Origin of the sequence: Parasphingopyxis algicola, from assembly GCF_013378075.1 — a bacterium.
Lineage (GTDB): Bacteria > Pseudomonadota > Alphaproteobacteria > Sphingomonadales > Sphingomonadaceae > Parasphingopyxis > Parasphingopyxis algicola.
The window spans coordinates 95,124-119,993 of sequence record NZ_CP051131.1 but is presented as its reverse complement, the minus strand read 5'-3'; the positions used below and the strand labels follow the sequence as shown (position 1 = coordinate 119,993).

The 24,870-nt window shown below is 63.2% G+C and carries 21 protein-coding genes; 5 read left to right on the top strand and 16 right to left on the bottom strand.

The window, feature by feature from the left end; translation table 11 throughout:
- Window positions 1-18 precede the first annotated feature (18 nt).
- Window positions 19-771 carry a Bax inhibitor-1/YccA family protein gene (locus HFP57_RS00645; RefSeq protein WP_176867958.1) on the bottom strand — a complete coding sequence of 251 codons (753 nt, stop codon included), beginning with the start codon at window positions 769-771 and terminating at the stop codon, window positions 19-21.
- Window positions 772-896: 125 nt separating this feature from the next.
- On the opposite strand from HFP57_RS00645, the gene thpR reads away from it, so the two are divergent.
- Complete coding sequence (gene thpR / locus HFP57_RS00640; protein ID WP_176867957.1) at window positions 897-1,430, top strand: RNA 2',3'-cyclic phosphodiesterase; 534 nt, start codon at window positions 897-899, stop codon at window positions 1,428-1,430.
- 3 nt (window positions 1,431-1,433) lie between these two features.
- Here the strand turns inward: thpR and HFP57_RS00635 are convergent, their stop codons facing one another.
- On the bottom strand, window positions 1,434-1,898 hold the full coding sequence (locus tag HFP57_RS00635) for a low molecular weight protein-tyrosine-phosphatase (RefSeq protein WP_176867956.1): 465 nt from the start codon (window positions 1,896-1,898) through the stop codon (window positions 1,434-1,436).
- Window positions 1,899-1,981: 83 nt separating this feature from the next.
- On the opposite strand from HFP57_RS00635, the gene HFP57_RS00630 reads away from it, so the two are divergent.
- Window positions 1,982-3,589 (top strand): MFS transporter, encoded by a 1,608-nt coding sequence (locus HFP57_RS00630; protein WP_176867955.1) that lies wholly within the window; start codon window positions 1,982-1,984, stop codon window positions 3,587-3,589.
- Window positions 3,590-3,608: 19 nt separating this feature from the next.
- Here the strand turns inward: HFP57_RS00630 and HFP57_RS00625 are convergent, their stop codons facing one another.
- Window positions 3,609-4,163: a superoxide dismutase family protein gene (locus tag HFP57_RS00625; protein ID WP_176867954.1), complete on the bottom strand. Its 555-nt coding sequence runs from the start codon at window positions 4,161-4,163 to the stop codon at window positions 3,609-3,611.
- Between the two features lie 122 nt (window positions 4,164-4,285).
- On the opposite strand from HFP57_RS00625, the gene HFP57_RS00620 reads away from it, so the two are divergent.
- The gene (locus tag HFP57_RS00620) at window positions 4,286-5,563 is read left to right on the top strand and encodes a nucleotide sugar dehydrogenase (protein WP_176867953.1); all 1,278 of its coding nucleotides are present in this window, start codon (window positions 4,286-4,288) and stop codon (window positions 5,561-5,563) included.
- Here HFP57_RS00620 and kdsB read toward each other — a convergent pair.
- From kdsB to HFP57_RS00605, 3 genes are read right to left on the bottom strand one after another with little or no spacing between them, the layout of a single operon-like run.
- Window positions 5,560-6,279 (bottom strand): 3-deoxy-manno-octulosonate cytidylyltransferase, encoded by a 720-nt coding sequence (kdsB, locus tag HFP57_RS00615; protein WP_246263236.1) that lies wholly within the window; start codon window positions 6,277-6,279, stop codon window positions 5,560-5,562. The two genes, HFP57_RS00620 and kdsB, sit on opposite strands and share 4 nt — an antisense overlap.
- Window positions 6,280-6,304: 25 nt before the next feature.
- Window positions 6,305-7,138 (bottom strand): 3-deoxy-8-phosphooctulonate synthase, encoded by an 834-nt coding sequence (gene kdsA, locus HFP57_RS00610; RefSeq protein WP_176867952.1) that lies wholly within the window; start codon window positions 7,136-7,138, stop codon window positions 6,305-6,307.
- A complete protein-coding gene (locus HFP57_RS00605; protein WP_176867951.1) occupies window positions 7,131-8,114 on the bottom strand; it encodes a KpsF/GutQ family sugar-phosphate isomerase in 984 nt (327 codons plus the stop codon). The genes kdsA and HFP57_RS00605 overlap by 8 nt, the downstream gene beginning before the upstream one ends.
- 151 nt (window positions 8,115-8,265) lie before the next feature.
- On the opposite strand from HFP57_RS00605, the gene HFP57_RS00600 reads away from it, so the two are divergent.
- The gene (locus HFP57_RS00600; protein WP_176867950.1) at window positions 8,266-9,597 is read left to right on the top strand and encodes a capsule biosynthesis protein; all 1,332 of its coding nucleotides are present in this window, start codon (window positions 8,266-8,268) and stop codon (window positions 9,595-9,597) included.
- A gap of 85 nt (window positions 9,598-9,682) precedes the next feature.
- On the opposite strand, the gene HFP57_RS00595 is transcribed toward HFP57_RS00600, so the two are convergent.
- The 7 genes from HFP57_RS00595 to HFP57_RS00565 form a co-directional block, all read right to left on the bottom strand.
- Window positions 9,683-11,380, bottom strand: a complete 1,698-nt coding sequence (locus HFP57_RS00595) for a polysaccharide biosynthesis/export family protein (protein ID WP_176867949.1) — start codon at window positions 11,378-11,380, stop codon at window positions 9,683-9,685.
- On the bottom strand, window positions 11,377-12,534 hold the full coding sequence (locus HFP57_RS00590) for a KpsE/RkpR family capsule polysaccharide export protein (protein ID WP_176867948.1): 1,158 nt from the start codon (window positions 12,532-12,534) through the stop codon (window positions 11,377-11,379). The genes HFP57_RS00595 and HFP57_RS00590 overlap by 4 nt, the downstream gene beginning before the upstream one ends.
- On the bottom strand, window positions 12,531-13,193 hold the full coding sequence (locus HFP57_RS00585) for an ABC transporter ATP-binding protein (protein WP_176867947.1): 663 nt from the start codon (window positions 13,191-13,193) through the stop codon (window positions 12,531-12,533). Before HFP57_RS00585 ends, HFP57_RS00590 begins: the two co-directional genes overlap by 4 nt.
- A gap of 2 nt (window positions 13,194-13,195) precedes the next feature.
- Window positions 13,196-14,053, bottom strand: coding sequence for an ABC transporter permease (locus HFP57_RS00580; protein ID WP_176867946.1), 858 nt, complete (start codon window positions 14,051-14,053; stop codon window positions 13,196-13,198).
- Between the two features lie 4 nt (window positions 14,054-14,057).
- Window positions 14,058-15,374, bottom strand: a complete 1,317-nt coding sequence (locus HFP57_RS00575; RefSeq protein ID WP_176867945.1) for a UDP-glucose dehydrogenase family protein — start codon at window positions 15,372-15,374, stop codon at window positions 14,058-14,060.
- 79 nt (window positions 15,375-15,453) lie between these two features.
- A complete protein-coding gene (locus tag HFP57_RS00570) occupies window positions 15,454-17,118 on the bottom strand; it encodes a glycosyltransferase (RefSeq protein WP_176867944.1) in 1,665 nt (554 codons plus the stop codon).
- Between the two features lie 87 nt (window positions 17,119-17,205).
- A complete protein-coding gene (locus tag HFP57_RS00565; protein ID WP_176867943.1) occupies window positions 17,206-18,507 on the bottom strand; it encodes a glycosyltransferase family 2 protein in 1,302 nt (433 codons plus the stop codon).
- 83 nt (window positions 18,508-18,590) lie between these two features.
- Here HFP57_RS00565 and HFP57_RS00560 point away from each other — a divergent pair, with 83 nt between their 5' ends.
- Window positions 18,591-20,630, top strand: coding sequence for a glycosyltransferase (locus HFP57_RS00560; RefSeq protein WP_176867942.1), 2,040 nt, complete (start codon window positions 18,591-18,593; stop codon window positions 20,628-20,630).
- Window positions 20,631-20,722: 92 nt separating this feature from the next.
- Here the strand turns inward: HFP57_RS00560 and HFP57_RS00555 are convergent, their stop codons facing one another.
- The 3 genes from HFP57_RS00555 to HFP57_RS00545 form a co-directional block, all read right to left on the bottom strand.
- Entirely contained in the window at window positions 20,723-21,916 is a 1,194-nt protein-coding gene (locus HFP57_RS00555; protein WP_176867941.1) for an OmpA family protein, read from the bottom strand.
- A gap of 236 nt (window positions 21,917-22,152) precedes the next feature.
- Window positions 22,153-22,653, bottom strand: coding sequence for a DUF2793 domain-containing protein (locus HFP57_RS00550; RefSeq protein WP_176867940.1), 501 nt, complete (start codon window positions 22,651-22,653; stop codon window positions 22,153-22,155).
- A 15-nt stretch (window positions 22,654-22,668) separates the two neighbouring features.
- Window positions 22,669-24,867, bottom strand: a complete 2,199-nt coding sequence (locus tag HFP57_RS00545; protein ID WP_176867939.1) for a phage tail protein — start codon at window positions 24,865-24,867, stop codon at window positions 22,669-22,671.
- Window positions 24,868-24,870: the final 3 nt, after the last annotated feature.

Sequence of the window (24,870 nt, the reverse complement as noted above, 5' to 3'; positions counted from 1 at the left end):
TCGCAAATCGCGGTGTTTCTATTCGCGGCCGCCCATGAACTGCAGCAGGAACAGGAACATGTTGATGAAGTCGAGATACAGGTTGAGCGCGCCCATGATGACCGTCTTGCCCATCATGTCCGTGCCCGCGACATAGGCGTACATCGACTTGATCTTCTGCGTGTCATAGGCGGTGAGGCCAGCGAAGATCAGCACGCCGATCCCGCTGATGACGAAATGCATCGCCGTCGACTGCAGGAAGATATTGATCACCATCGCAACGATCAGGCCGATCAGGCCCATCAACAGGAAGGTGCCCCATCCGGAGAGATCCTTTTTCGTCGTATAGCCCCAGAGGCTGAGACTGACGAAAGCCGCTGAAGTCGCGAAGAAGGTCTGCGCGATCGAAATCCCGGTGTAACGCAGGAAGATCGTCGACAGCGACAGGCCCATCACGACTGCGAACGCCCAGAAACAGGCCTGGAGCGCGCCGGTCGACAGGCGATTGAGACCGAAGCTCATCACCAGCACGAAGGCGAGCGGCGACAGCATGATGATCCAGGCCAGCGGACCGCCCGCGAGAATGATCGTCGCGGCCGGCGATTCGGCGCCGCCCTGCGCGAACAGCATCGCCACGATGCCGGTAAGAAGGATGCCCGAAGCCATATAGTTATAGACTTTGAGCATGTACGAACGGAGACCGGCGTCGAATGCGACATCCCGCGCCCCGGTATCGGTCCTGGCGCGGGCTTGGCCCTGCAGGCCGGTATTCTGGTCAGACCAATTGGCCATGTGAACACATCTCCTCTTAAAACGGCAGAAACCGCCGATTTCCCGACAATATCGGGTATCGGCGGCGCTTTTTCAAGGCAAATCGGCCCTAACATCTGAATAGAAAATGTCTATCAAAGGCATAGATGCACAGGCTTTTCGTCGCCATTCGACCGCCCCGCGCCATTCGGGAGCAGCTGTTGGAGCTGATGCACGGCATCGCGGCCGCGCGGTGGCAGGACGACGGCCAATTGCACCTGACATTGCGGTTCATCGGCGAGGTCGAGCGTCCTCTGGCCGAGGATATCGCAACCGCGCTCGGCCATGTTGGCGCGCCGGCCTTCGAAATCGCGCTCGACGGCGTCGGGTCGTTCGAGAAAAACGGCAGGCCCGGGACAATCTGGGCCGGAATCCGCCCCTCCGACCCACCCAAGCGGCTGCACGACAAGATCGAAAGCGCGCTTCGGCCGCTCGGCCTGGAACCCGATCACCGGGCATTCCTGCCGCACATCACGATCGCCCGGCCGAACAGCAGCAGCGGACCGGTCGCCAGTTTCATGGCGCGCAATGCGGGTTTGACGAGCGCTCCCTTCCCAGTCACCCATTTCGAACTGTTCGAGAGCTTTCTCGGGCGTGAAGGCGCGCGTTACGACAGCATTGCGCGCTATCCGCTGCGCTGACCGCTATCCGCGGCGGAGCAGCTCCATCAGGGCCTCCGCGCCAGCTGTCACATCGGCCCAGGCCGTCGCAAAGCCGTCCTCATCGCCATAATAGGGGTCGGCGACATCCTGCCCCTCCCGGCCCGTCACATGATCGAGGAAGAGCGACAGCCGGCCCGGCGTCGCTGCCGGCCGGATCGCGTCGAGATCCGCCAGTACTGAGCAGTCCATCGCGACGATATGGGCGAAGCGGTCGAAATCCGGCACCGCGATCTGCCGAGCCCGCTGTGCCGAGATATCGACGCCGTTGGCGAGCGCGGCCGCCTGCGCCCGGGCGTCGGGCGGATTGCCGACATGCCAGCTTCCCGTCCCCGCGGAATCGACGAGAATATCCATCCCGCGCCGCCCGCCAACAGCCCGCATCGCGCCCTCGGCCATCGGCGACCGACAGATATTGCCGAGACAGACGAACAGGACGGAATGGGTCATCACCGCACAATCCTCATAAAGTTTTTGCCAATGTCGCTCACGCTGTTACACCAAAAAGAAAAGCCTGAGAGTGGGATTGCTTCATGACAGATACGGTTGACGGGCGCGGCGGCGCAACAGCGGACGCGCAGCCAACGAAAGAGTCTGCCGCCGAAGAGCATAAGGCCACCGGCTATAGCTGGTATGTCCTGAGCGTTCTCGTCATCGTCTACATGCTCAATTTCATCGACCGGAATATCCTGAGCATCCTCGCCAACGACATCAAGGCCGATCTCGGCCTGTCCGATGCCGATCTCGGTTTTCTCTACGGCACGGCGTTCGGCGTCTTCTATGCGCTGTTCGGCATCCCGCTCGGCCGGCTGGCGGACAGCTGGAACCGCACGAAACTGCTGACGATCGGTCTGTCGCTCTGGTCGCTGATGACGGCGGTTTCGGGTTTTGCGAAAAGCGGGCTGGCGCTCAGCGCAGCGCGGATCGGCGTCGGCATCGGCGAGGCGACCGCGAGCCCGAGCGCCTATTCGCTGTTGTCGGACTGGTTTCCCAAGAAGATGCGGGGCACCGCTCTCGCCATCTATTCCTCGGGTCTGTACATCGGCGGCGGCATATCGCTGTTGATCGGCGGATTGATCGTCGAGCGCTGGAACGGCGCCTATCCCGGCGGCGGGCCGCTCGGCCTTGTCGGCTGGCAGGCGGCCTTCCTCGCGGTGGGTATCCCCGGCCTGCTGCTTGCGATCTGGGTCTACACGCTGCGTGAGCCGGTTCGCGGCCAGGCGGACGGTATTGAAACCAAGCTGCCCGATCGGCCGTTCCGCGGCTTTTTTCAGGAACTGTTCGCAGTCGTCCCGCCCTTCACATTGGTCTCCGCAGCGCAGCGCGGGCAAAAAGCGCTGGCCGTCAACGTTACCGCGGCAATCGCGATCATAGCGGCCGCTGTTGGGCTGATTCAGCTGACCGGCAATGTGCAGCAATGGGTCGCGATCGCCATCGGCTATTATGCGATCTTCTCCTGGGCGCATTCGCTGCGTCACCGCGATCTTCCGACCTTCCGGCTGATCTGGGGTTCGCCCGCCTTTCTCTACACGATCCTTGGCTATGGCATGGTCGCCTTCGCCGCCTATGCCGTCGCCTTCTGGGCGGCGCCCTATGCCGAGCGCGTCCTGGGTGAATCGAAAAGCGTGCTCGGCTTCTGGATCGGCGGCGGCGGCGCGGCCGGCGGCTTTCTCGGCGTCATCATCGGCGGCCGGATTTCGGACTGGCTGCGCGAGCGCAATCCCGCCGGCCGCATTCTCGTGATCCTGTTCGGCGTACTGTCGCCGATTATTCCGCTGATCATCGCCTTCACGACCGACAGCGTCCCGCTCTTCTACTTCCTCAATTTCCTGCTCTCGCTGCTCGGCAGCACCGCGCTCGGCGCTGCCGCGGCGACAACGCAGGATCTGGTGCTGCCCCGGATGCGCGGCACCGCGACGGCGACTTTCTTCCTCGCGACGACGCTGGTCGGGCTGGCGCTGGGCCCCTATCTGGCCGGGCAGGTCTCGACGGCGCTGGGCGACAATCTGTCGGCGGGCATATTGTCGATCCTCGTCGCCGCGCCGATCGGCACGGTACTGCTCTTCCTCGCCTATCGGACGGTACCGGAGGCCGAGCGCACGGTCGTCGAGCGCGCCCGGGCGGCAGGCGAACCTATCTAGGCTTAGGACCTGTCTAGGCTCAGGACCTGGGCTCGACAACGCCGCAGGCGATACGCGGACCGGCATTGCCGGTGGGATCGCTGCGATAATCGTCGGGCCCGGCATGGATCATGACGGCGGCGCCGTCTTCGTCGAGCAGCGCTGCATTGCCGCCCTCGATCCGCCCGCCGGTGATCGTGACTTCGAGCAGGCCCGTGCCGTTCTGGCCGACGATCAGGTTCGGCATGTCGCCCATATGCTGCCCTTGCGGATTGTCCCGTCCATGTTCGCGCCCGAACGGGTTCCAGTGCCCGCCCGCGCTGGTGAAGTCCGGCGCGTCGCATCGGCCCGTCATATGGACGTGCGCGGCCCGGACACCCGGCTCCATATTCTCGACGCGCAGCACCAGCCGGATCCCCTGATCGAGCTGGGTCAACAGCGCTTCCCCGCGCGGCGCGGCCGACGCATCGCGCAGCACGGCCTCGGCGACCTCCACTGCGGGCCGCGGCGCCGGCGCAGGCGCGTCCGCCACAGGCGCGCAGGCCATCAGGGCGAACGGCAATCCGATTGTCGGTGCGAGGAAGATTGAGCGCATCTTGGGTCTCCAGCGTTGGGAAGTCTCGACGAGAGAAGAAATCAGCGAAGTTTCTTATATGGCATTTTCCACCCCCGGGCGGCTATAGGGCGGCCAAGACATTGTATGATCGGAAGAATGAGATGAACGCCGCGCCGGATATGCGCATCGCCGTGATCGGCCTCGGCTATGTGGGCTTGCCGCTTGCCATCGCGCTCGCGCGCCGATTCACGGTGCTGGGCATCGATGCCAGCGCCCGGCGCATCGCCGAACTGCGCAACGGGCATGACCGCACGGGCGAGGTCGACGAAACCGCGCTCGCGGCGTCCTCGCTGCAGCTGTGCGAGGATCCCGCCGAGGCGGGCGGTGCGGATATCTACATCGTTGCCGTACCGACCCCGGTCGATGCGCAGAAACAGCCCGATCTTTCGGCCCTGCTCGGCGCGACCCGGCTCGTCGCCCCGCTGCTCGATGCTGTCAAAAAACCGGTAATCGTCTATGAGTCGACGGTCTATCCCGGGGTGACCGAGGATATCTGCGGCCCCGAACTCGAAAAAGCGTCCAGCCTGAAACGCGGCGCCGACTTTTTCCTCGGCTATTCGCCCGAACGCATCAATCCCGGGGATCGCGAGCATAGCATCGACAAGATCGTGAAGGTGGTTGCCGGCGAAAATGCGGCCGTCACCGATCGGCTGGCGGATATATACGGCACGATCACCGAGGCCGGCGCCTTCAAGGCGGCGTCGATCAAGGCGGCCGAAGCCGCGAAGGTGATCGAGAATGCCCAGCGCGATCTCAACATCGCCTTCATGAACGAAATCGCACGGGTTTTCGGGCCGCTGGGCCTGTCGACCTGGGATGTGCTGGAGGCGGCCGGCACGAAATGGAATTTTCTCCCCTTCCAGCCCGGGCTGGTCGGCGGCCACTGTATCGGCGTCGACCCCTATTATCTGAGCCATTGCGCCGAACAGATGGGTCATGATCCGCAGGTCATCCTGGCCGGCCGCAAGATCAACGACTCGATGGGCGCATGGGTCGCCGATCAGCTCCACGAGCGGCGGGGCGGACGGGCTGGAAGCGTTTTGGTTCTCGGGCTCACCTTCAAGGAGGATGTGCCCGATCTGCGCAATTCGCGGGTGATCGACGTCATCGAAAGGCTCGGCGCTCTCGGCCATGAGGTGCATGTCCATGATCCGCTGGCCGATCCGGGAGAGGCACTGGCGGAATATGGCGTGACGCTCGAGACCGGCGATCCGGCGGGAACGCACGACATCCTCTTCGCCGCGGTTCCACATCGGACCTATCGGGACATGGCGGACGCGGACATCGCGTCGCTGGTGAAGGAGAAAGGCCTGATCGCGGACCTGAAGGGTATCTGGCGCGGTCGGGACTTGGGAACCGGCGAACGCTGGACGCTCTAGGCGTCGAGCAGCCCCTCGACGGTCGCGACATCTTCGGGTGTGTCGACGCCGGGGCCGCTGGGCGCAGTTTCGACCAGCCGGATCGTATAGCCAGCCGCCAGAAAGCGGAGCTGTTCGAGCGCTTCGGCCCGTTCCTCGGCCGGAACCGGCAGATCGGGAAACGCCATCAACGCGGCGCGCCGATAGGCATAGATGCCGGCATGCTGAAAATAACGCGCACTCTTCGCCTCCCGCGGATGCGGGATGCGTGCGCGGCTGAAATAAAGGGCATCGCCCACCGTATTTCGAACCACCTTCACGCGGTTGGGGTTGGCGGCCTCTTCGGCAGAGATCGCGTGACACAGGCTCGCGACGTCGACGACCGGTTCCGCACGCATAAGCGCAGCCAACCGGTTCAGATCCGATGACCGGACGAGCGGTTCGTCGCCCTGCACATTGACGATCGCATCGGCCTCGATCCGCGCCGCCACCTCGGCGATCCGATCGCTCCCGCTTTCATGATCGTCGCGCGTCATTTCGACATGGCCGCCGAAATCCCGGACGACATCGGCGATCCGGCCATCATCGGTCGCGACGATCACCTCGTCGATGCCATCCGCGGCGGAGGCCTTTGCCCAGACGCGCTCGATCATAGGCTTTCCGGCTATCTCGACGAGAGCCTTGCCCGGGAATCGGGTCGATCCCCAACGGGTCGGTATGATCGCCACGATCCTCATCAGCACGAAACCGACCGGCCCAGGCTCATTTGCCGCGCGAAATCGCGGCGATCGCCTTCAGCTCCGCCAAAAGGCCGGGCAGCCATTCGAAAGGCAGCATATTGGGGCCGTCGCAGGGCGCATTGTCCGGGTCCGGATGGGTTTCCATGAACACGCCGGAGACTGCCCCCGTCGCGACAGCCGCCCGCGCCAGGGCCGGTGCGTGCTGCCTCTCGCCGCCGCTGCTCTCCCCTTTTGCTCCGGGGAGCTGCACGGAATGGGTAGCGTCGAACACCACCGGGCAGCCGCTCGTTTCCTGCATGATCGTCAGCCCGCGCATATCGACGACGAGATTGCCATAGCCGAACGTCGAGCCGCGTTCGCAGACGAAGAAGTCGGTCGAAACGCCCGCTTCATCGGCGGCGATCCGCGCCTTTTCGATGACCTTGGCCATGTCCCAGGGCGCGAGGAACTGGCCCTTCTTGATATTGACCGGTTTTCCCGCCGCTGCGACCGCCGCGATGAAATCGGATTGGCGGCACAAAAAAGCCGGCGTCTGGAGCATGTCGACAACCTCCGCCGCCGGGGCCGCCTGCGATGCGTCATGCACATCGGTGATTACCGGAACGCCGATCTGGTCGCGCACCTCGGCGAGGATGTCGAGCCCGGCGTCCAGCCCGACGCCGCGGAAACTGGCCGCCGAGGTCCGGTTCGCCTTATCGAAGGAGGATTTGTAGACGAGCCCGACGCCCGCCGTGGCAAAAATGTTGCGCAGTTGTTCGGCCGTCCTGAGCGCAAAATCGCGGGATTCGATCGCGCACGGACCGGCCAGAACGAACAGATCCTCCCCCGCCCAGGGCGAAGGGATGGAATCAGTCATGAATCTGGATGACGCCGAGAACCTTTTTCGCCGGATCGGCCACGACAAGCGCGGTCACGCGGGCATCGTGCATCTTGGTATCGGCCTCGTACAACGTCGCATCTGGGCCGATCGTCAGCGGATCCGGAGTCATGATATCGCGCGCATGGAGATCGCCGAGCTCGTCGGCCTGCTCGAGCCCGCGGCGAAGGTCGCCATCGGTCACGATGCCGCTGAGCATCTGACCCGACATCACGAGGACCAGACCCAACCTACCGTCCGACATGATCGGCAACATGTCCTTGAGCGGCGTATCGGGCGCGCAGATCGGAAGATCGGCCTTGTGCATCGCATCGCGCACAGGCGTCTTCAAACGCTTACCCAGCTTCCCGCCGGGATGATATTGCGCGAAATCGGCCGCCTGGAAGCCGCTCGCCTCGCACAGCGCGATGGCGAGCGCATCGCCCATGGCCATCGCGACGATGGTCGACGTCGTCGGCGCGAGATTGTGCAGGCACGCCTCCCGCTCGATCGAACCGTCGAGCGCGATGTCCGACTGACGCGCGAGCGTGGACCGCATATTGCCCGTGATCGAGATGATGGGAACGTCGAGAGTGCGCAGATAGGGGATGAGACCGAGCACCTCGTCGGTTTCCCCGCTGGCCGAGATCAACACCGCGGTGTCTCCGCGCGTAATCATGCCGAGATCGCCATGGCCGGCATCGGCGCTATGGACGAAAATGCTCGGCGTGCCGAGCGACGACAGAGTCGCGCTGATTTTGCGCGCGACAAGGCCGGACTTACCCATGCCGGAGACGACCGCCCGGCCGTTGCGCCCCAGAATCAGGTTCACGGCCTCGCCAAAACTGCCGTCGATCCGGCTGGCGAGAGTGGCGACGGCGGCGGCATTTATGGAAAGCGCATGGGCGGCTGCCCGTATGGGACTCGCGAGTCCATCGTCGGAACCAATGCGCGTACGCATTACAGAATCGGTCATTTGGGCCCCTTTAGCGACCAGTCTGCAGCATTTTAGCCACAATATACCGGTCTCTTTAATATTTTGCTGGCTTTTCCTGCTTCTAATGATGACTTTGCCGTTGCGCAACAATAGTACATGGCAAAGCGGGCGCAGAGGGAGTGAAGATTTTATGACCAGCCCTGTGCTGCCCGCTAAGCTCGTCTCCGACAATCGTGCGAAGTCGCTCGATCACGGCAACCGCCCCGATAGCCTGCCGACCATACCCGACGACGCGCCCTATTGTTTCCGCGGCCGCAATATCCTGATGCTTCAGGGTCCCGTCGGCCCGTTCTTCGCGCGCCTGGCGAGGGACCTGCAATGGGCGGGCGCCAATGTCCACAAGATCAATTTCAACGGCGGCGACTGGTTCTACTATCCGACGGGTGCGACGAGCTTCGCCGACACGATCGACGAATTTCCGGCTTTTCTGAACCGCGTCTGCGACGAAAAGCGGATCGATACGGTCATGCTGTTCGGCGATTGCCGCCGGATGCACCGCATGGCGAGCGAAACCGCCGCCAAGCGCGATATCGAAGTCTATGTGTTCGAAGAAGGTTATATCCGGCCGGACTATATCACGATGGAATGTCATGGTGTGAACGGTCGCAGCACGATGCCGCGCGCCGGGATTTTCTATCTCAACGCGCCGGCACCCGAACCGGCGACGACCAGCACGGTCGGCCAGACGATCTGGCATGCGACGGGCTGGGCTTTCACCTATTATTTCTGGGCCATCGTCCTCTGGCCATTTTTTCCTCGCTATCGGCACCATCGTCCGCTCAGCTGGTTCCAAGGCCTTGCCTGGGTGCGCGGCGCCGCACGAAAATACTGGTATCGCTGGAAGAACCGCGCGGATGTCGGACGGCTCATGGCGAAGGATCATCCGCCCTTCTTCCTCGTGCCGCTGCAGGTTCACAACGACGCCCAAATCGGAGTCCATTCGGAATTCGACACCATCGAACATTTCATTCGGCACACGGTGAGCTCATTCGTCGAGCATGCGCCCCGTGACACCGTGCTCGTCTTCAAGCACCACCCGATGGATCGGCCCTATACCGACTATACGCGCCTAATCCGCCGCCTGCGGCAGGAAACGGCGCTCGGCGAGCGCCTCGTTTATGTCCACGACCCGCACCTGCCGACGCTGATCAACCATGCCAAGGGCCTGGTCACGATCAACAGCACGACCGGCATGTCAGCCATTCATCACGGCAAGCCGACCCTGGCGCTGGGAGACGCGATTTACCGCATCGAGGGGCTAACGGCGTCCGTCGACCTCGATCGGTTCTGGTCCGAGGCGGACGATTTTCCGGTCCATCCCGACCTCTATCGCAATTTCAGGCGTCAGCTGATCTATCGGACGCAACTCAACGGCAATTTCTATCGGCGGATCAACATTCCCGGCACGCTAGCCGGTATCGACTGGACGCGCGGGAAGATAGTTGAAGAAGACGCCAGCTAAACCGGATCACGACAGCGCCGGCGCGATGGACCGCCGCATCGGCAGCGTTCCGACCATAGCGAAAAGTTGAAGACCTAAGGAGGATCTAGCGGAAGACCGCGGCCGCCGCGATGCCGACCTGGGCAAATACCTGCGTGATATCCCGAATGAACTGGAGCGTCTGGCCGGGCGCTTTCGGCGGAACCAGGATCCGGTCGCCGGCCCGCACTTCCCCGCCACGCTGGACGCTGCCGTCCGGATGGATCACCAGGGTGTCCGACCGGTTGGCCAGATTGGTGAAACCGCCGGAGCGGCGTACATAGTCCCGCGCGTCGTTGCCAGGGGTCCACAACAGTGTCTGCGGCAGCTCGACTTCCCCGGCGACGACGACCGTCTGGTTGATATAGGGGATGATGATCACATCATCCGGTTCCAGCAAGACCCGGCTGAGGTCCGCATCTTCGGGAAAAGCGACGAGCCCGCGCGGCTCGACCTGGCGGGCGCGCTCGATGAACGTCGCGAGCGATGCGGCCTGGGCCGCCCGCGCGGACGCCGAAGCGGCGGATGTCGACGGGGCCGTGTAGATTGCCCGTTCGAGGCGCGCCAGGTTCTCCTGAAGCAATACACGTTGGGTTTGCGCAATGCTCTCCCGCTCGAGATGGATCATCGCCACATCCGCCAGCGGATCGAGTGGAATCCGGGTAAGCAGCGGACCAAGATAGTCGCCGCGGTTCACGACATAGGCGGACGGGCCGTCATGCGCGCCCAGAACGCGAACGATGAACGTGCCGGACGGCGCGTCCGCTTCATAGCGCACGCGGTCCCCGTCCGCGAGCGACATCGCCGCGAATTCCTCGCGGGAGAGATAAGCATTGAACGGGACGCCATCGCGCGTCCCCAATACGGACACATGGGTGATTTCCGGACGAGGGCGCGAATAGCGGAGCAACTCGGCGCCGGTCCCGGCAACATTGGCGAATTCGAACGTGTAGGGCGCGCGCGCGTCGCCGCTTACGGAAACGACCGGGCCCTGTTGGCCGACAACGATCACGTCGCCGTTGCGAAGATCGACACCCGACAAGTCGCCGTTGAGCAGGAAATCATAGAGATCGATCGACCCGATCGTCTCCCCCGCCCGTCTTATGATGATGTGACGATAGCTGCCACGATCGGCGTCGATGCCGCCGGCATTTTGCAGGAAGCCGATCACCGAAGACCGGCTGTCGCCCGTGTGCCCGCCAGGCAGGTTGACAGGCCCGGTCACGAAGACCTGAATTTCGCCGGCGTCGGCCACTGTTGCATAGACCTGTACGGTCGACTGGTACACTTGCGAGGCCGCTGCACTGACGACGCTGTTCACCTCCGATGCACGGACACCAGCGACTCTCACAGGCCCGACATTGGGCAACGCGATATTGCCTTCGGCGTCGACGACCAGCCGCGCCGTTTCATTGACCAAGCCATATGTCGTGGTCGAGACGACATCCCCCGGCTGCAATACATAATTCGGATCGGTCGCCCCCGCCGCCGACGTTCCCGATGAAACGTCCTGCTCCGCAAACAGTTCTGAGCCGAACGGCACTGGCCGACGTCCGGCAAGCTGATCCTGCCGCAAAGTCGTCGCACGCGTCTCGCTGCCACGTTGATCGTCCTGGATAATCGCAGCCGGCGCCGACCCGGCGCCGACCGCGCTGGCACCCACGTCTTCATCGATCTGGGCGGCAGCGGGAATGGCGGCGAGCGCCAGTAACGATATGGCCATGAAGCCCAACAGGCGAAAATGGATATTCGGCAATATGGTCATTCCATATGATCCTTGACGACGGAATAGCCGAGCGTCGCGATGGCCATCAAGAGAGCCGCGGCGAGCGCAAAGGCGATTATGTTGGCAAATCGCGCCCAATAGTTCGAAATTTCAGCGGGTCGGGGTGGAACGATGGCAACGAGGTAACGCCGTTCGTTGGCGCGTTGCGCTATCGCCTGCCGTTCCGCCTGAATAGCCGCATAATAGGCCTGCTGCGCGAATTCATAATCGAGCAGGGCTGTTTGCGCGCTGACATCGCGTGACGCCTCGGAAACGCCGAAACCGCCGCGTGCATCGCGGAGCGCCTGAACGCGCTGTCTCTCCAGTGCCGAGATCCGTTCGTCCATCGCGCGAATTTGAGGTGAATCCGCGCGGAACTGCGCAATGGCGGCAGCGCGTTCGACGCGCGCATTGGCAAGCTGGCCCTCGATCTGGCCGACCAGGCCCACCTGCTGAGCCGCTTCGCCCTCAAGCGTCGTAGCGCGATTGGCCCGCGACGTAATGACCTGCTGGCGCGCCTCGTTATAGGCATCGCGTCGCGATGCCACCTCTTCGCCGGCAACGCGGACCGCTTCATCCTGCACGCGGCCGTTCAGGGCATTAACCACATTCTCTGTTTCGGTCAGCACGCCTTCCGCAAGGCGCAGCGAGTCCTCCGACGTATAGGCGCGCACGTTCACCGTTATGATTTTCGACGCAGAATCATAAGCCGCGGCAACCTGGCCGCGCCAGAACTCGGTTTTCGATTCAATCGGCGCACCGGACGAAATGCTCGCAAAGGGATCGAAGCTCCAACCGCTGAAGGCCGCATCAAAGCCGTAGCTTTCCTCCAAACGTCGCACCAGCGCGCTCGAGGTCACAAATTCGGTTACTACCAGCCCGTCATTCGTACTCGTCGTGATGGCCGGCAGACCAATGCCGCCCAACAGATCCGGCGGCTGCTGCTCAAGCCCCTGGATCGTGAACATCATCTCGGTATCATATTCGGGCCTGGCAAGCAGCGCGTAATAGACGAACACGAGCACGGTCGGAATGACGATCCCGGCAGCGATAAAACGAAAGCGCAAGCGGCGGCGGGCGTGTCGGTCGGCGGCTTCTTCGGGAGTGACGCGGAACCAATTCCTGGCCTTTTCGAGAATCTCCGTTCGGTTCATTTTAGCGTGACCCGTTCATAATATTCGGTGGCCTCTTCGACGCTGTCGAACATTTCGAGCCGGCCGTGATGGACCACGCCAGCGCGATCACAATATTGTTGGATGGTATTGGGCATATGAGAGGTCAGCAAAATATCGGACTCTTGCCTTCGCCGGTCGAGCTCGGCCTTGGCCTTGTCTTGGAAGGTGAAATCGCCTGCGGCGAGGGCCTCGTCGATCACGTAGACCTGGAACCTGATAGCCATGCTCAGCCCGAATGCCAATCGTCCGCGCATTCCGGTCGAATAATTTTTAACCGGCTCGTGAATTGCAGACCCGATCTCCGCAAAATCCTCCACAAAAGCAGATACTTCATCGATATCTGCATCATAGATGCGACAGACGAATCGCAGATTTTCCATGCCGGTTAACGAGCTATTGAACGACGATGCAAAACCCAGGCGCCAACTGACTGACACGTCCTTCCGGACTTCGCCGAAGGTCGGGCGCTCGGCACCGCAGATGATGCGAAGCAGGGTGGATTTGCCCGCCCCGTTGATCCCCATGATACCGTAACTGTGTCCGCGCTCGAATACTGCATTGATGTCGTGCAACACAGTTTTCTTGCCGGTTCGACGCGAGCGATATGTTTTCGTGACGTTACGCAACTCGATTGTCATGGTCAGCTCACTATTTCCTCGTCGCCCGTCAGCAGCAGGATACGGTCGATAACCATGCCGATGATCAGCGCGATCGTCGCGCAAGTCATCGGGAACAGGATGGAGTAGGCGCTGCTGTCAAAGGTCGGGATCATTGCCGAGCGCATCCACTCAACCATATGGGCCACCGGATTGTACGCCATATACGCACGGATGCCATCCGGCAGTTGCTCCAAGGTGAAAAAGATGCCCGAGAGCAGATAGATCGGGCGGCCGAGATAGCCCCAGAGATTTTTCCAGATCGGCAAGACGCGCCCGAGGCTCGAACTCAGAAACATCGAACCGAATGTGAAATAGAACAGACCTGCTGTTGCCAGGATCACGCCCGGCGGATCGCCGAAAAACCAACTCGGCGAGACGTCCACGATATAATAGAGGCCAACCAGGAAGATCAGGAACACCAAGATGGTCGTTGCAGATTCCAACACGATACGCGCTATCAAAATATCGGTCGGCATTACCTGCGGATAGGTTAACAGGCCGAGACTGGCCGAAACTGCGTTCGCGCCCTGCCCCACCGCGCCCCGCCAGAAAAATAGCGGAACGATACCCGTCACGAAAAACACTGTTATGGGCGATCCGACCGGCGAGGATCGGCCGAGAACGGAAAAAACCGCAATGAAAACGGCGAGGATAATCAGCGGATCGACGATCGCCCAGGCATAGCCGATGTTGGAATTGCCGTAGCGAGTCCGAGATTCCCGCAGAATCACGGCAAAGATCACCCGCCCCATCACTACCAGGCACTGCCAAAGCTCGGCGAACCATTCCGCGCTGAACGGAATACGGTCGCCTGAGCTCGTGGGAAGCTGTTTTGCCATGATTCTAGGCGACTTTTTCCACTTGTCCGATACCGTGATATTTCAGTCCCGCACGGGCCGCCTCGTTGGGCGAATAGATGTTGCGCAGGTCGACCAAGATGGGCTGTGTCAGAATCCCTGCGATACGGTCAAGGTCGAGCGCGCGAAACTCGTCCCATTCCGTCACGATAACAAGTACATCCGCCGCAGTTGCCGCAGCATACGGGTCGTTGCAGAATTCGACATCCTCCATGACCGCCCGCGCCTGATCCATGCCTTCGGGATCGTAAGCGCGAATCGAAGCGCCATCGTCCTGCAGCGCCTGGACGATCGAGATGGCGGGCGAATCGCGCATATCGTCCGTATTCGGCTTGAAAGTCAGGCCCAGCAGCGCAACCGTCTTGCCGCGGATATCGCCGTTCATGGCCTTGACGACCTTGCGCCCCATGGCGCGCTTGCGCGCATCGTTCACCTTCACGACCGATTCCACGATGCGCAGCGGAACCTGCTCGTCTTCGGCCGTTTTCAGCAGGGCGAGCGTGTCTTTGGGAAAACAGGATCCGCCATAGCCCGGGCCGGCATGGAGGAATTTCGGGCCGATCCGGTTGTCGAGACCGATGCCGCGCGAAACCGACTGGACGTCGGCGTCGACCGCCTCGCACAAATCCGCCATCTCGTTGATGAAGGTGATTTTCGTCGCGAGAAAGGCGTTGGCCGCATATTTGATCACTTCGGCGGTGCGCCGCGTCGTGAAAAGCAAAGGCACCTTGTTGAGGTTGAGCGGCCGATAGATGGCTTCGAGAACCTCGCGCGCGCGCGCGTCCTCGACGCCGGCAACGATCCGGTCGGGATGCTTGAAATCGTTGATTGCCGCGCCTTCGCGCAGAAATTCGGGATTGGACGCCACTGATACCTCGGCATCGGGCGCGGCTTCCCGGATCAGCCGTTCCACCTCGTCGCCCGTGCCTACAGGTACCGTGGACTTCGTCACGACAACCGCAGGACCGGTCAATGCGGCGGCGATCTCTTTGGCGGCCGCGTGTACGTAGGACAGATCGGCATGGCCGTCGCCTCGGCGCGATGGCGTTCCCACGGCGATGAACACCGCGTCCGCGCCGGCCACGGCTTCGGCGAGATCGGTCGTGAATGACAACCGCCCGCCGCTGACATTATGTTCGACCAGGGCTTCGAGTCCGGGTTCATAGATCGGCATGACGCCCCGTTCGAGCGCGGCGATCTTGTCCGCGTCCTTGTCGACACAGACGACCTGATGGCCGAAATCCGAAAAACAGGCTCCGGACACAAGGCCGACATAGCCCGTTCCGATCATCGCAATACGCATTGGAATCGTCCCAAGATGGTTTTGGGCGCTGTTACAATAGCCGTCTGGCCAACGCTACCCCGGCAAAAATCTCAATTTTCTACAGTGGCTTGGCGGCATCGGCGTAGAGTTGCACCAAAAGATCACCGGCTGCGGGTTGCGGCCGGGCCTCAGCTTGCTGGCCGATCATGGCGGCTATCCGGGCAGCCCAATCGCCATTCTCGTCGAGGGTCGCGGAAGGGTTATGCTTCCAGGCCGCCTGCGACCGCCATGCTGCGTCGGTGGCCAGCACGCGGCCACCTTGCCCCATCGCCTGAACGAAAATCGCCGGAATGACCGAACCGAGCGCCTCCTCCCGGCCGTTGGGAAACGTCACGAGATCGAGCGCGGCGAGCAGCGCCGGCCAGCGTTGCGGCGGCGGCAATCCGACGAAATGCATGTTGCCGGCAATATCCAGTGCCTCGGCGTGTTGCGCCAGTTCGGCTGTGTAGTCGCCCTTCCCGAATATCAGCAGCTGATAGGTGTCGCCGTCCGCTGAAAGCTTCGCGAAGGCCTCGAGGCATCGATGAATACCGGGATCGCCGTTCAGCGGGGACACCAGGCCGATGGCCGGCATATCGGTTGTCGCGCCATATTCGACAAGCGCCGCCGCTATCGCCGCGGAGTCCGGCGCTTCCCGCTCCGTATCGAGCGTATCCGCCACGATCCGATGATCGATATCGAGGCGATCGAGTTGTGCCGATGCCGCGGGGCTGCGGGCAATGAGCGTATCGGCCAGTTCGGCAAGCCCCTTCAATCGCATCGCGGTGACGGCCGCCAACTCGCTGTCGGGCTGGCTCGTTAAAGGCGCCGGAGGGTTGGCGATCTCCACTATCACCCGGCACCCCCGCGCGACGGCTGTTGCGGCGTGTTCGCATGCATGCGGGACCGAATCGGCGAAGACATGGACTAGAGAAAATCGTTGGGAATCAGTGTCATCAATCGAAGAAAGGACAGATGATGGCCAGCCGGCTGACGTTGCCGCGGCACGTGCTGCGGCGATGCGCGGCAAGGCAGCCCAGCCTGGGGGACAAACGATTGCAAGTCCGCTTTCGCCCGACGCGCGGCGCTCTCCATGGCCGGCCGCGCCTTCCCAGCGCCCCTTCTCAAGTATTGCTGCATCCTCGGTCATCAGATCGCAGAGATGGCGTTGGCCCTCAGATAAAGGCTGCCGGTCGCGAATCCGCAAACACAACGGTCCGGGCGCCGCGACCCGACCGGCTTCCCGCAAGCGCACGGCTAGCGCTAAGAGGCGCTGGTCGCCCGGATCGAGATCGGCCGCCTGCCGGCCGAGCCGGGCCGCAAGCGCCGGGTCGCGATCGAGGGTCCAATGCGCAAGCTCGGCCAGCGCCCGCGCCTTCGCGCCCGCGCTGTCCCGCCGGCTGCCCGCCCATTCGGCCGCTGCTTCGGCGCCCTCGGCTGCGGCACGGTCGAGCACGGGATCGACGAGATGGAGGTGCGCGGCCACATCTTCGGCAAAGCTGTTGGGCACGCGCTCCCGGCGCTTGGCTTTCTGCTTGGCGCGCAACCGCCGAATCTTGCCGGGCAGGGCCAGCAGCCCTTTCAGGCTCCGCGCCTCGATCAACGCCCGGCCGAGCCCGTGAGCCAAGGTCCGATGGGCGTTGATCACGCGATATTCGAGTATGCGCTTTTCGGTTTTCAGGGCGAGTATCTTGCGCTCGGCCGTTTCGCGCGCGGCGCGCTCCGCCGCAAGTTGCGCTTCCAACCCGGCACTGTCTGTGTCCTGATGCTCGGTGTCGCTAATCGGCCCTGTCCTCGATCTGCCTGTCCTCGATCTGCATGTGCCGCGTGTCTATGCCGCGTCCGGCTCGCCTGGCAAGCGCGGTGCTTCGAGGCCCGCGTGACGGAACATCCAATCCGCGCGATAGGCATAGCGCTCGCGCCCCAACAGGCCGCCCTCCCTTTCGCGACTCAACGAGCCCGACCGCCAGCGCGCGACAAGCAGCACCGCGGGATCGCGGCGTACGGCCGCCTTGCCGTGCAGCATCTCGAGCCGGGCGAACATTTCCGAATCCGCACCCGTCGCAACTTCTTCGAACGGTCCGGCCGCGATGAGCATATCGCGGCGAAGAAACATGGTGATGGGAACCGGCCGGACAAGCGGGAATATCCGGGGCGCAACCGGCCGGCCAGCCTCGTCCATGCGGATATGGTTGGCAATGCCGAGCGCATGCGACCCAAGGCCCCGCAACTGCCGTTCGATGCGCTCGACCGGGGACCAGTCGTCGGCATCGAGAAACGTGACAAAATCGCCAGTCGCGGCGGCGACCGCGCTGTTTCGTGCGCCATAAACGCCCGGCGCGCGTTCATTGGCCAAGCAGACGATGCGACCATCGGCTTCGGCCAGTCTTCGAGCTATGGCCGGTCCATCGTCGGTCGACCGGTCGTCGACGAGAAGGATTTCCAGGTTCTGCCAGCTTTGCCCGGTAAGTGAACCCACCGCCGTATCGAGCGTTGCGGCGGCATTGTGATATGGAATCACGACGGAAATTTTGGGCCCTTCGGCAACCGCATCGGCTGTGCCGCCGAGGTCGTCGATCGTGAAAGGCCGAGCGTCATCGGGAAGCGGCCGACACAGTCCGTCCCTTGCGAACATGGCGTTGAGCGCGGTTCGCGCTTTTTCATGGTCGCCGGTCCTGGTCGCGATATGCGCCCAGATGGCGGCGGCCTCCCGCGAGATGTCCGGGCCTTTATCCAGCCGGAACGCGGCCTCATCCGTCCGGCCGAGCGCGAGCAGGCAGGCGGCGGCCGCTTCGCGATCCGCTTCAGGTAGTAAAGCGAGCGCCGCATCGGGATCCTGCAGCGCCAGCAGCCGGGCGGCGAGCCGGCGTTTCGGGACCGGCAGCGATACCAGGGCTGCCTGTGCCTCGGCGTCCGCACGCCCCAAAGCTCCGGCTGCGAGGTCCCGGCCGATCCGTGCCGCTGCATCGCGAGCGGTATAGTCCATGGCCAACGGATAGAGGCCGAGCCGCGCCAGGACATAGGGATCGTCGCTCGCGGCCTTGAGCGCTGCCCAGTGCATCGACCGATCGGCCGCTTTGCGCGCCGCCCAGCGTCGCAGCGAATGGAACGGCGACGCTGCGAGACGTTCCACAATGCTATCGTTCGGGAACCGCGCCAGAATTTCTCTCCCCTTCATATTTGCGGCGCGCACAGCCGCATTCTATGGCGACCATCGTGACTGACAGCTTACCCGCCCCTGCGCAACGCCAGAACCGCGTAGCGCCCGCGGCAATCGCGGGGACCGATCCGCTCAGCGAGGCGCTGGAGAGGATCGCGGACGAACCCGTTGCCGTCGTTGTTTCGGAGGTGGAGGCACTCGCAGAAGGACAATCGCTGGTCGATGAAGCCGACCGTGGCGATTATACGCCTTGGCTCCTCTCCCGTGCGATCGATCTCGCTGTCCAGTTTCCGGCCAACGAACAGCTGCAATATCACGTCGGCCGATTGATTTCCCTGTCAGGCGATGCAGAGTCGGCACGACTGTGCTGGCGCGGCATGGTCGAGAGATTTCCCAATTCACACAATGCCTTTCCCCAATATCTTCGAACCGTCCTGAAGACATTCGGGCCGGATATCGCTGCGGGAATCCTGGCCAGTCATGTCGGTACCGCCGATCCGGCCACCGACCCTGCCCGCGCATTGCTGGTCGCACGCTGCCGCGCTCTGCTGGGCGATCGTGACGAGGCGCTGGCATTGCTCGATCGCGTTTCGAGCGGATCGCTGGGGACCGAGATCGCCATCGAAAGAGCCCGTCTGTTGCGGATGGCCGGACGGTTCGACGAAGCACTCGTCGCGCTGGAGACGAGTAACTCCGCTACGGCCGCTCCCGAACTTGCAACCGATATTCGCCGCGCGACGGCGCTGTTCAGCGGTCCGCACGCGGCGGGTCCGCCAAGCGTCGCAGCGCTCGACACATTGCTCGGAAAAGCGCTCGAACACAGGACAAAGCATCGCCCTGCCCGGCCTGCGGGGCCCATAGGCGGGGTCGTACTGATCGGCGGATCGCTGGGTGGCGGCGGCGCGGAACGGCAACTCGCCAATACGGCGCTGGGCCTCACCGGGCGGGCCGCCGCCGATCACCGGATCACCGGGCCCGTCAGCATTTTCTGCCGCAAGCTGGACCGCAGACGCAGCAACGATTTCTACCTGGCGAAGCTCGAAACAGCCGATGTGCGGGTTGCTGATTATCTCGCGGCGCCCCCCTGGGGCGGCGATCCGGCGGTGAGCCGTATCGCGGCGGATCGCGAGCTGATCCAACTGCTGCCGCCGCGCATGCGCGAAGGAATAATCCGGCTCACAGAAACGTTGCGTTACGAAGCCCCGGACGTGATCCAGATCTGGCAGGACGGCATGATCTTCGCCGCTGGGCTCGCGGCGTTAACGGCCAACGTCCCGCGCATCATTCTCACCGTCCGGACGATGCCGCCCAACCGGCGAACCGACCGCCAGAAACCGGAACAGGAGGTACTTTACCGCGGCCTTCTCGCTGCAGCCGGTGTTACGCTGACCGCGAATTCGCGGATCGCGGGCAAGGCGTATGAAGACTGGCTGGGTTTGCCGCGGGGGAGCGTGTTGACGGTCGCCAACGGCGTCGATCCTCTGCCCGTCGACGCGCCCGACGACGAAAGGAAGCGTTGGGAACGGTTCGACGCGCAAACCGGAGGCCAAGGCTTCGTTCTTGGCGGCGTGATGCGTCTGGATGACAATAAGCGCCCGCTTTTGTGGCTCGACATCTGTGCGGCCCTGGCGCGGCGCGACCCGTTCGCCCGGTTCGTCATCGCCGGCAACGGTCCGTTGCGCAGCGCCGCTGGGGAACATGCGCGCAATGCAGGAATAGCCGAACGAACGCTATTCGTCGGGCGGACGACGCATGTCGGATTTTGGCTCGAGAAGATGGATATGCTGGCGCTCACATCCCGGCACGAGGGCATTCCGAACGCGCTGATCGAAGCGCAGCTGGCAGGTGTACCCGTCCTGACGACGCCGGCCGGCGGCGCGCCGGAAGCGGTGGCGCCCCATCCGGCCAATTTGGTAATGGCCGATGCGGAAATACCCGATCCGGAAGAAGCGGCACGTCACCTACACAGGCTTTCGCGCGATGCCGCCGGTGGTGAACTGGACATTGCTGGTCGCCGCGTGCGCGACTGGGCCCGCGATCATTATGCGATGGATCGAATGATCGAACGGACACTCGATATCTTCGCCATGCGCTGACTCTTCAAACAGCGGTATTGAATTGAGGAAGGCCAAAGAAAAAGGGGCCGGTCGCGAGACCGGCCCCTCTTCTTTGTGGCTTGCGCCGATCCTTACATGCCGGGGCCGTAAGTGATCTCGACGCGACGGTTCTGCTGTTCGCGAACCCCGTCGGCGGTGTCGACCAGCGGCCGGCTCTCACCAAAGGCTTCGCTCGACATCGCACCGTCCGGAACACCGCGCGACGCAAGGTACGCACGGACCGAAGCGTTACGACGCTCGGACAGACCCACATTGTAGGTAGCCGAACCCGAACGGTCAGCGTGACCAGCAAGCATGACCGAGGTCGGGCAACGACCGGTCTGATACTGGGCAGCAACCGCATCGAGCACCGATGCCGCGTCCGGACGGATGTCCGACTGATCCCAGTCGAAGAAGACCAGGAACGGGCCAGGCTCACACGCCGGCGGAGGCGGCGGCGGAGGCGGAGGCGGAGGAGGCGGCGGAGGCGGAGGAGGCGGAGGCGGAGGCGGAGGAGGCGGTGCCGAACCAAAGTTGTAGGTCAGCGTCACCAGCGCACTGTGCGACCGGACATCCGTTTCGTCCGACGTGCTGTAGAAGCTCGTCGTCTCCACATCGTCATGATTGAAGAAGCGGTACTTCACGCCAATGTCGAAATTCCGGGAAAGCGGATAGCGCACACCGGCGACAAGCTGCCACGCGAAGCCCGAATCCGAATCATCGGTGTAAACCGGCGCCGCGTCCGTTACGCGGATACCGTCGAAGCTGGTGCGGGCAATGCCGACACCACCACCGATATAGCCCTGGAAACCGTCATCGTCGCCGAAGTCCAACAGGCCGTTGGCCATGAAGGCGAGGATGCGAACGCTACCCTGAGCGCCATTCCACTGGAACGGGTTGCCCGGAGGGTTGCCGTTCGGGCCACCCGGATTGTAGTTCACACCACCGTCGGCGCGGGGCGTACCCGCGATCGGCAAACGCGAACCGAGATTCTGCTCGATGCCGGTCACTTCGGCACGGCGATACGAAACGTCGGCTTCCAGACGGAACCAACCGAAATCGTAACCGAGGATGCCGCCAACGTCGAAGCCAGGCTCCGTATTAACGCTGAAGGCGTTGTTGGTGAAAACACCGGCCGAATTGGTGACGTCGAAATCAGCGTTGCTGATCAGCGTACCACCTGCTTCTGCACCGATATACCATGTATCATCGCGAGCCAGCGCCGGCGTAGCCGCCACGGTGAGCGCGGTTGTAGCGAGCGCCGCTTTGATGGCGAACTTGCGCATAACTTTCCCCTTTCTTACAAATTCCTAGCTTAGGAATACCAAAACCAATATCGAAACCATACTGCCCACGCAAGCGGACAATTGGAGTATCTGTTGCCAAAATGCCGCATTTACGCAATCAAATGACTGCCTACGCGACCCACAGCCTCCGGCAACAGAACACCTAACGCCTCTATGCCGAGATGGTTGCATAGTGGCAAGGAAAGTTGGTTATTTAATTCTGATAAATAGAAAGATCATGTCGCAATCAACCCGTGAGCGCGCAGCGCGGACAGGATAGCGGCGATTGCGGTCCGCGCTTCGCCGTCCAGCACCGAACCTCCGGTCACGTCGGATATTGCCGACTGTTGCAAACCGACAACGGTTTTTCCTTGAATTACAAGCGCCTCGCCGATCAGCTCGCCGTCACGCCAAGCGCTCCCGGTCCAGAAAGAGAAAACCCCGATATCCCGGAGCCATATCCGCATGCCTTCGACGGGTGCCATGAACCGCCAGCCACTTGCGGTCCACGTCGCCAGATTGTGCGCCCGACCGCTCCAATCTCCGGTCGGCGCCGCGCCGATGATCCAGCTCTGACCGGCCGATGGAGTCGCTGGCGGTACATCGTCGCCGCGGCTTTCCACCGCCGCATGAACGGCGGCGTCGAGCAGCGCCAGCGCCTCGTTATGATAGAGTTCCTTCTGGGCCTGCCCTGGCTGGATGAATGGCAGGCCGAGCCGTGCCGTCTCGTCGCTCATGATCTTGCTCCTCTGTTACAGGGTGAAAGCGGCGCGGCCAGGCGGGTCTGCTTCCGCGAGCGTGCCAAGCTGTGTGACCGATAGCGTGAAACCGGTAACCGACTGCGTTCCGTCCGCAGCTTGCGCGACCGTATCGTAAAGATAGGTGGGACTCGTCGTCTCGGCGGCACGCACTTGTCCCGTCGCCGGCTCGATCGCGATCCGCCATCTTTCCGTTTCCTCGCCGAGCGGGACGTCGCTGCCCGACCTCCAGGCCCAGCCGAGTCGGCTGCGCCGGACCCACGCGAACCGGATATCTCCGTTCGCCAAGCGAGCGGCCGATAGATGAACCGGCGCCGGCGGGCGAATCTGCCGTCCCTCCACGATCGCGCTGACCGAAACCGGTTCGCCGGCATCACCGAGCCCGGTCGCCACGCATTCGACTGGACCGCCCAGCGCCGAGGCTGGGGCATCGATGGCCTTCAGCGCGGCAGCATCGATCAGCACGAAACGTTCCCCAAGCGCATGCGTCGTCGTCGCCCATTCGGTCCCGCGCCTGCCGCGCAGGAAACGGGACAGACGAAATCGGTTGTCTCCGAGCGCCCCGGCAATCCCGAACTGGATGAGCTCGTCGCCGAGCACGGCGAGATTGGCCCCCGAGACCAGAGCATCATCGGTGGCGCCGGCAAGCCACATGTCTGCGTTGAGGAGTTCGATGTCGACGGACGAGGCGGAATCGAACAGGACCGATTCACCCGAATCGAGAACACCCAATGCCGAGCCGATGATCGCCGGCGGGGCCGTGCGGCCGAGCGAGTCAAAACTCGCGCCGCCGTTATAGCTGATCTCGAGCGCCGCGGAGCGCCAGCCCGGCGATGGCCCGGCAGCGGCAATCAGCAGTTGCGGCGTGGCGTGGAGTATGTCGTCGAGCGCCGGCAGGTCCAGCAGATGCAATCGCGTGGGCCCGTGTTCGAGATCGGGATCGGACACCACACGGCCGGGCGTCGCACTATCGGCGATAATCGCGCTGGCCGGACCCGCGCGGACCAGATCGAGGGAAACCGCCATCCGTTCGAGCCCGAACCCGGCCACACGCCACTCGGCCGCCTCACCCGGGATCCGCACCATGTCTCCCGGTCGGACGGTGATCGCCGACCAAGGCAGCGCAACTGTAGCGGCCGCCTGCTCCGCCCAGGATCGTTCGAGCCGCGCCTCGGCGATTGCCTTGGCCCGCGCGGACGATACCGTCGCCGGAAGATCGATCCGCTCGGTTACCCGGCCCGGACCGTCCATCCACGCCCGCTGCGCGCCGGTCTGATAATCGCGCTCGGGCTCGTAATAGCGCAATGTGATTTCGGCGGCCGCCCGGTCGGCGCCCTGCCGGTCTATCCGGTACCGAGCTGCGCCCTGTTCGCCCGGCTTCGCGCCGAGCGCTTCTTCCGGGAGCGCCAACGGATCGGGCCGCGCGTCCGACAAGCGGAGCGAATGCGCATCGTCGATCCGCTGATGCGGAAGCGCGGCGATCAGCGTTTCGATTGCGGCACCGAGACTTTCGCCATGCGCCGCATAGCCGGACAGGGTCGCGCCGCTGTCCGCCACAATCGCACCCGAGCTCAATTCCGTTGCGATATCGGCGAACGATACGGGTCCGGCATCGGCTTCGACTTCGAACGTCAGCGAGGGGATCCGATTGCCGAAATCGGCGAGCTGGCAATTTTCGAAGACCGCCAGGGCCAGCCCGCGATAGGCGGGGCTCCCCCCTCCTCCTTCTGCTGCCGCGATCAGCGGGTCGACCGGCTGGCTTTCGTCGCCGAGATGAAGGCGGAATCCCGTCTCGCTCTTGAAATCGCCGGCCGCGCCGCGCAGCAGCTTCCCGTCGGCCCAGATCCGATGGATGGCCCGAATCGGCCGTGCCGACAGCGCCACGGCGAAGGACGCGCTGTAACTGTAGGTCGTGGTGCGCGGCCGTCCCTTGCCCCCGCCCTCCCTGCGACGATCCTCCCGTATATCCGTGGCCCAGATAACGGTGCCCGCGACGCGCATCGTTCCGAAGACTTTCGGTATCGGCGTCCCGTACGACGATGTCTGCAGCCGGAGGTCGTTGAGGCGCGGCCCTTGCCGGCCCCCGGGCTTGAATATCTCGTTATCGACCTGCTGCCCAATGATTGCGCCGAGCGCACCGCCGATCGGGCCGAACAGCGCCGTACCGACCGTGCCCAATATAAGTGTCGCCATGAT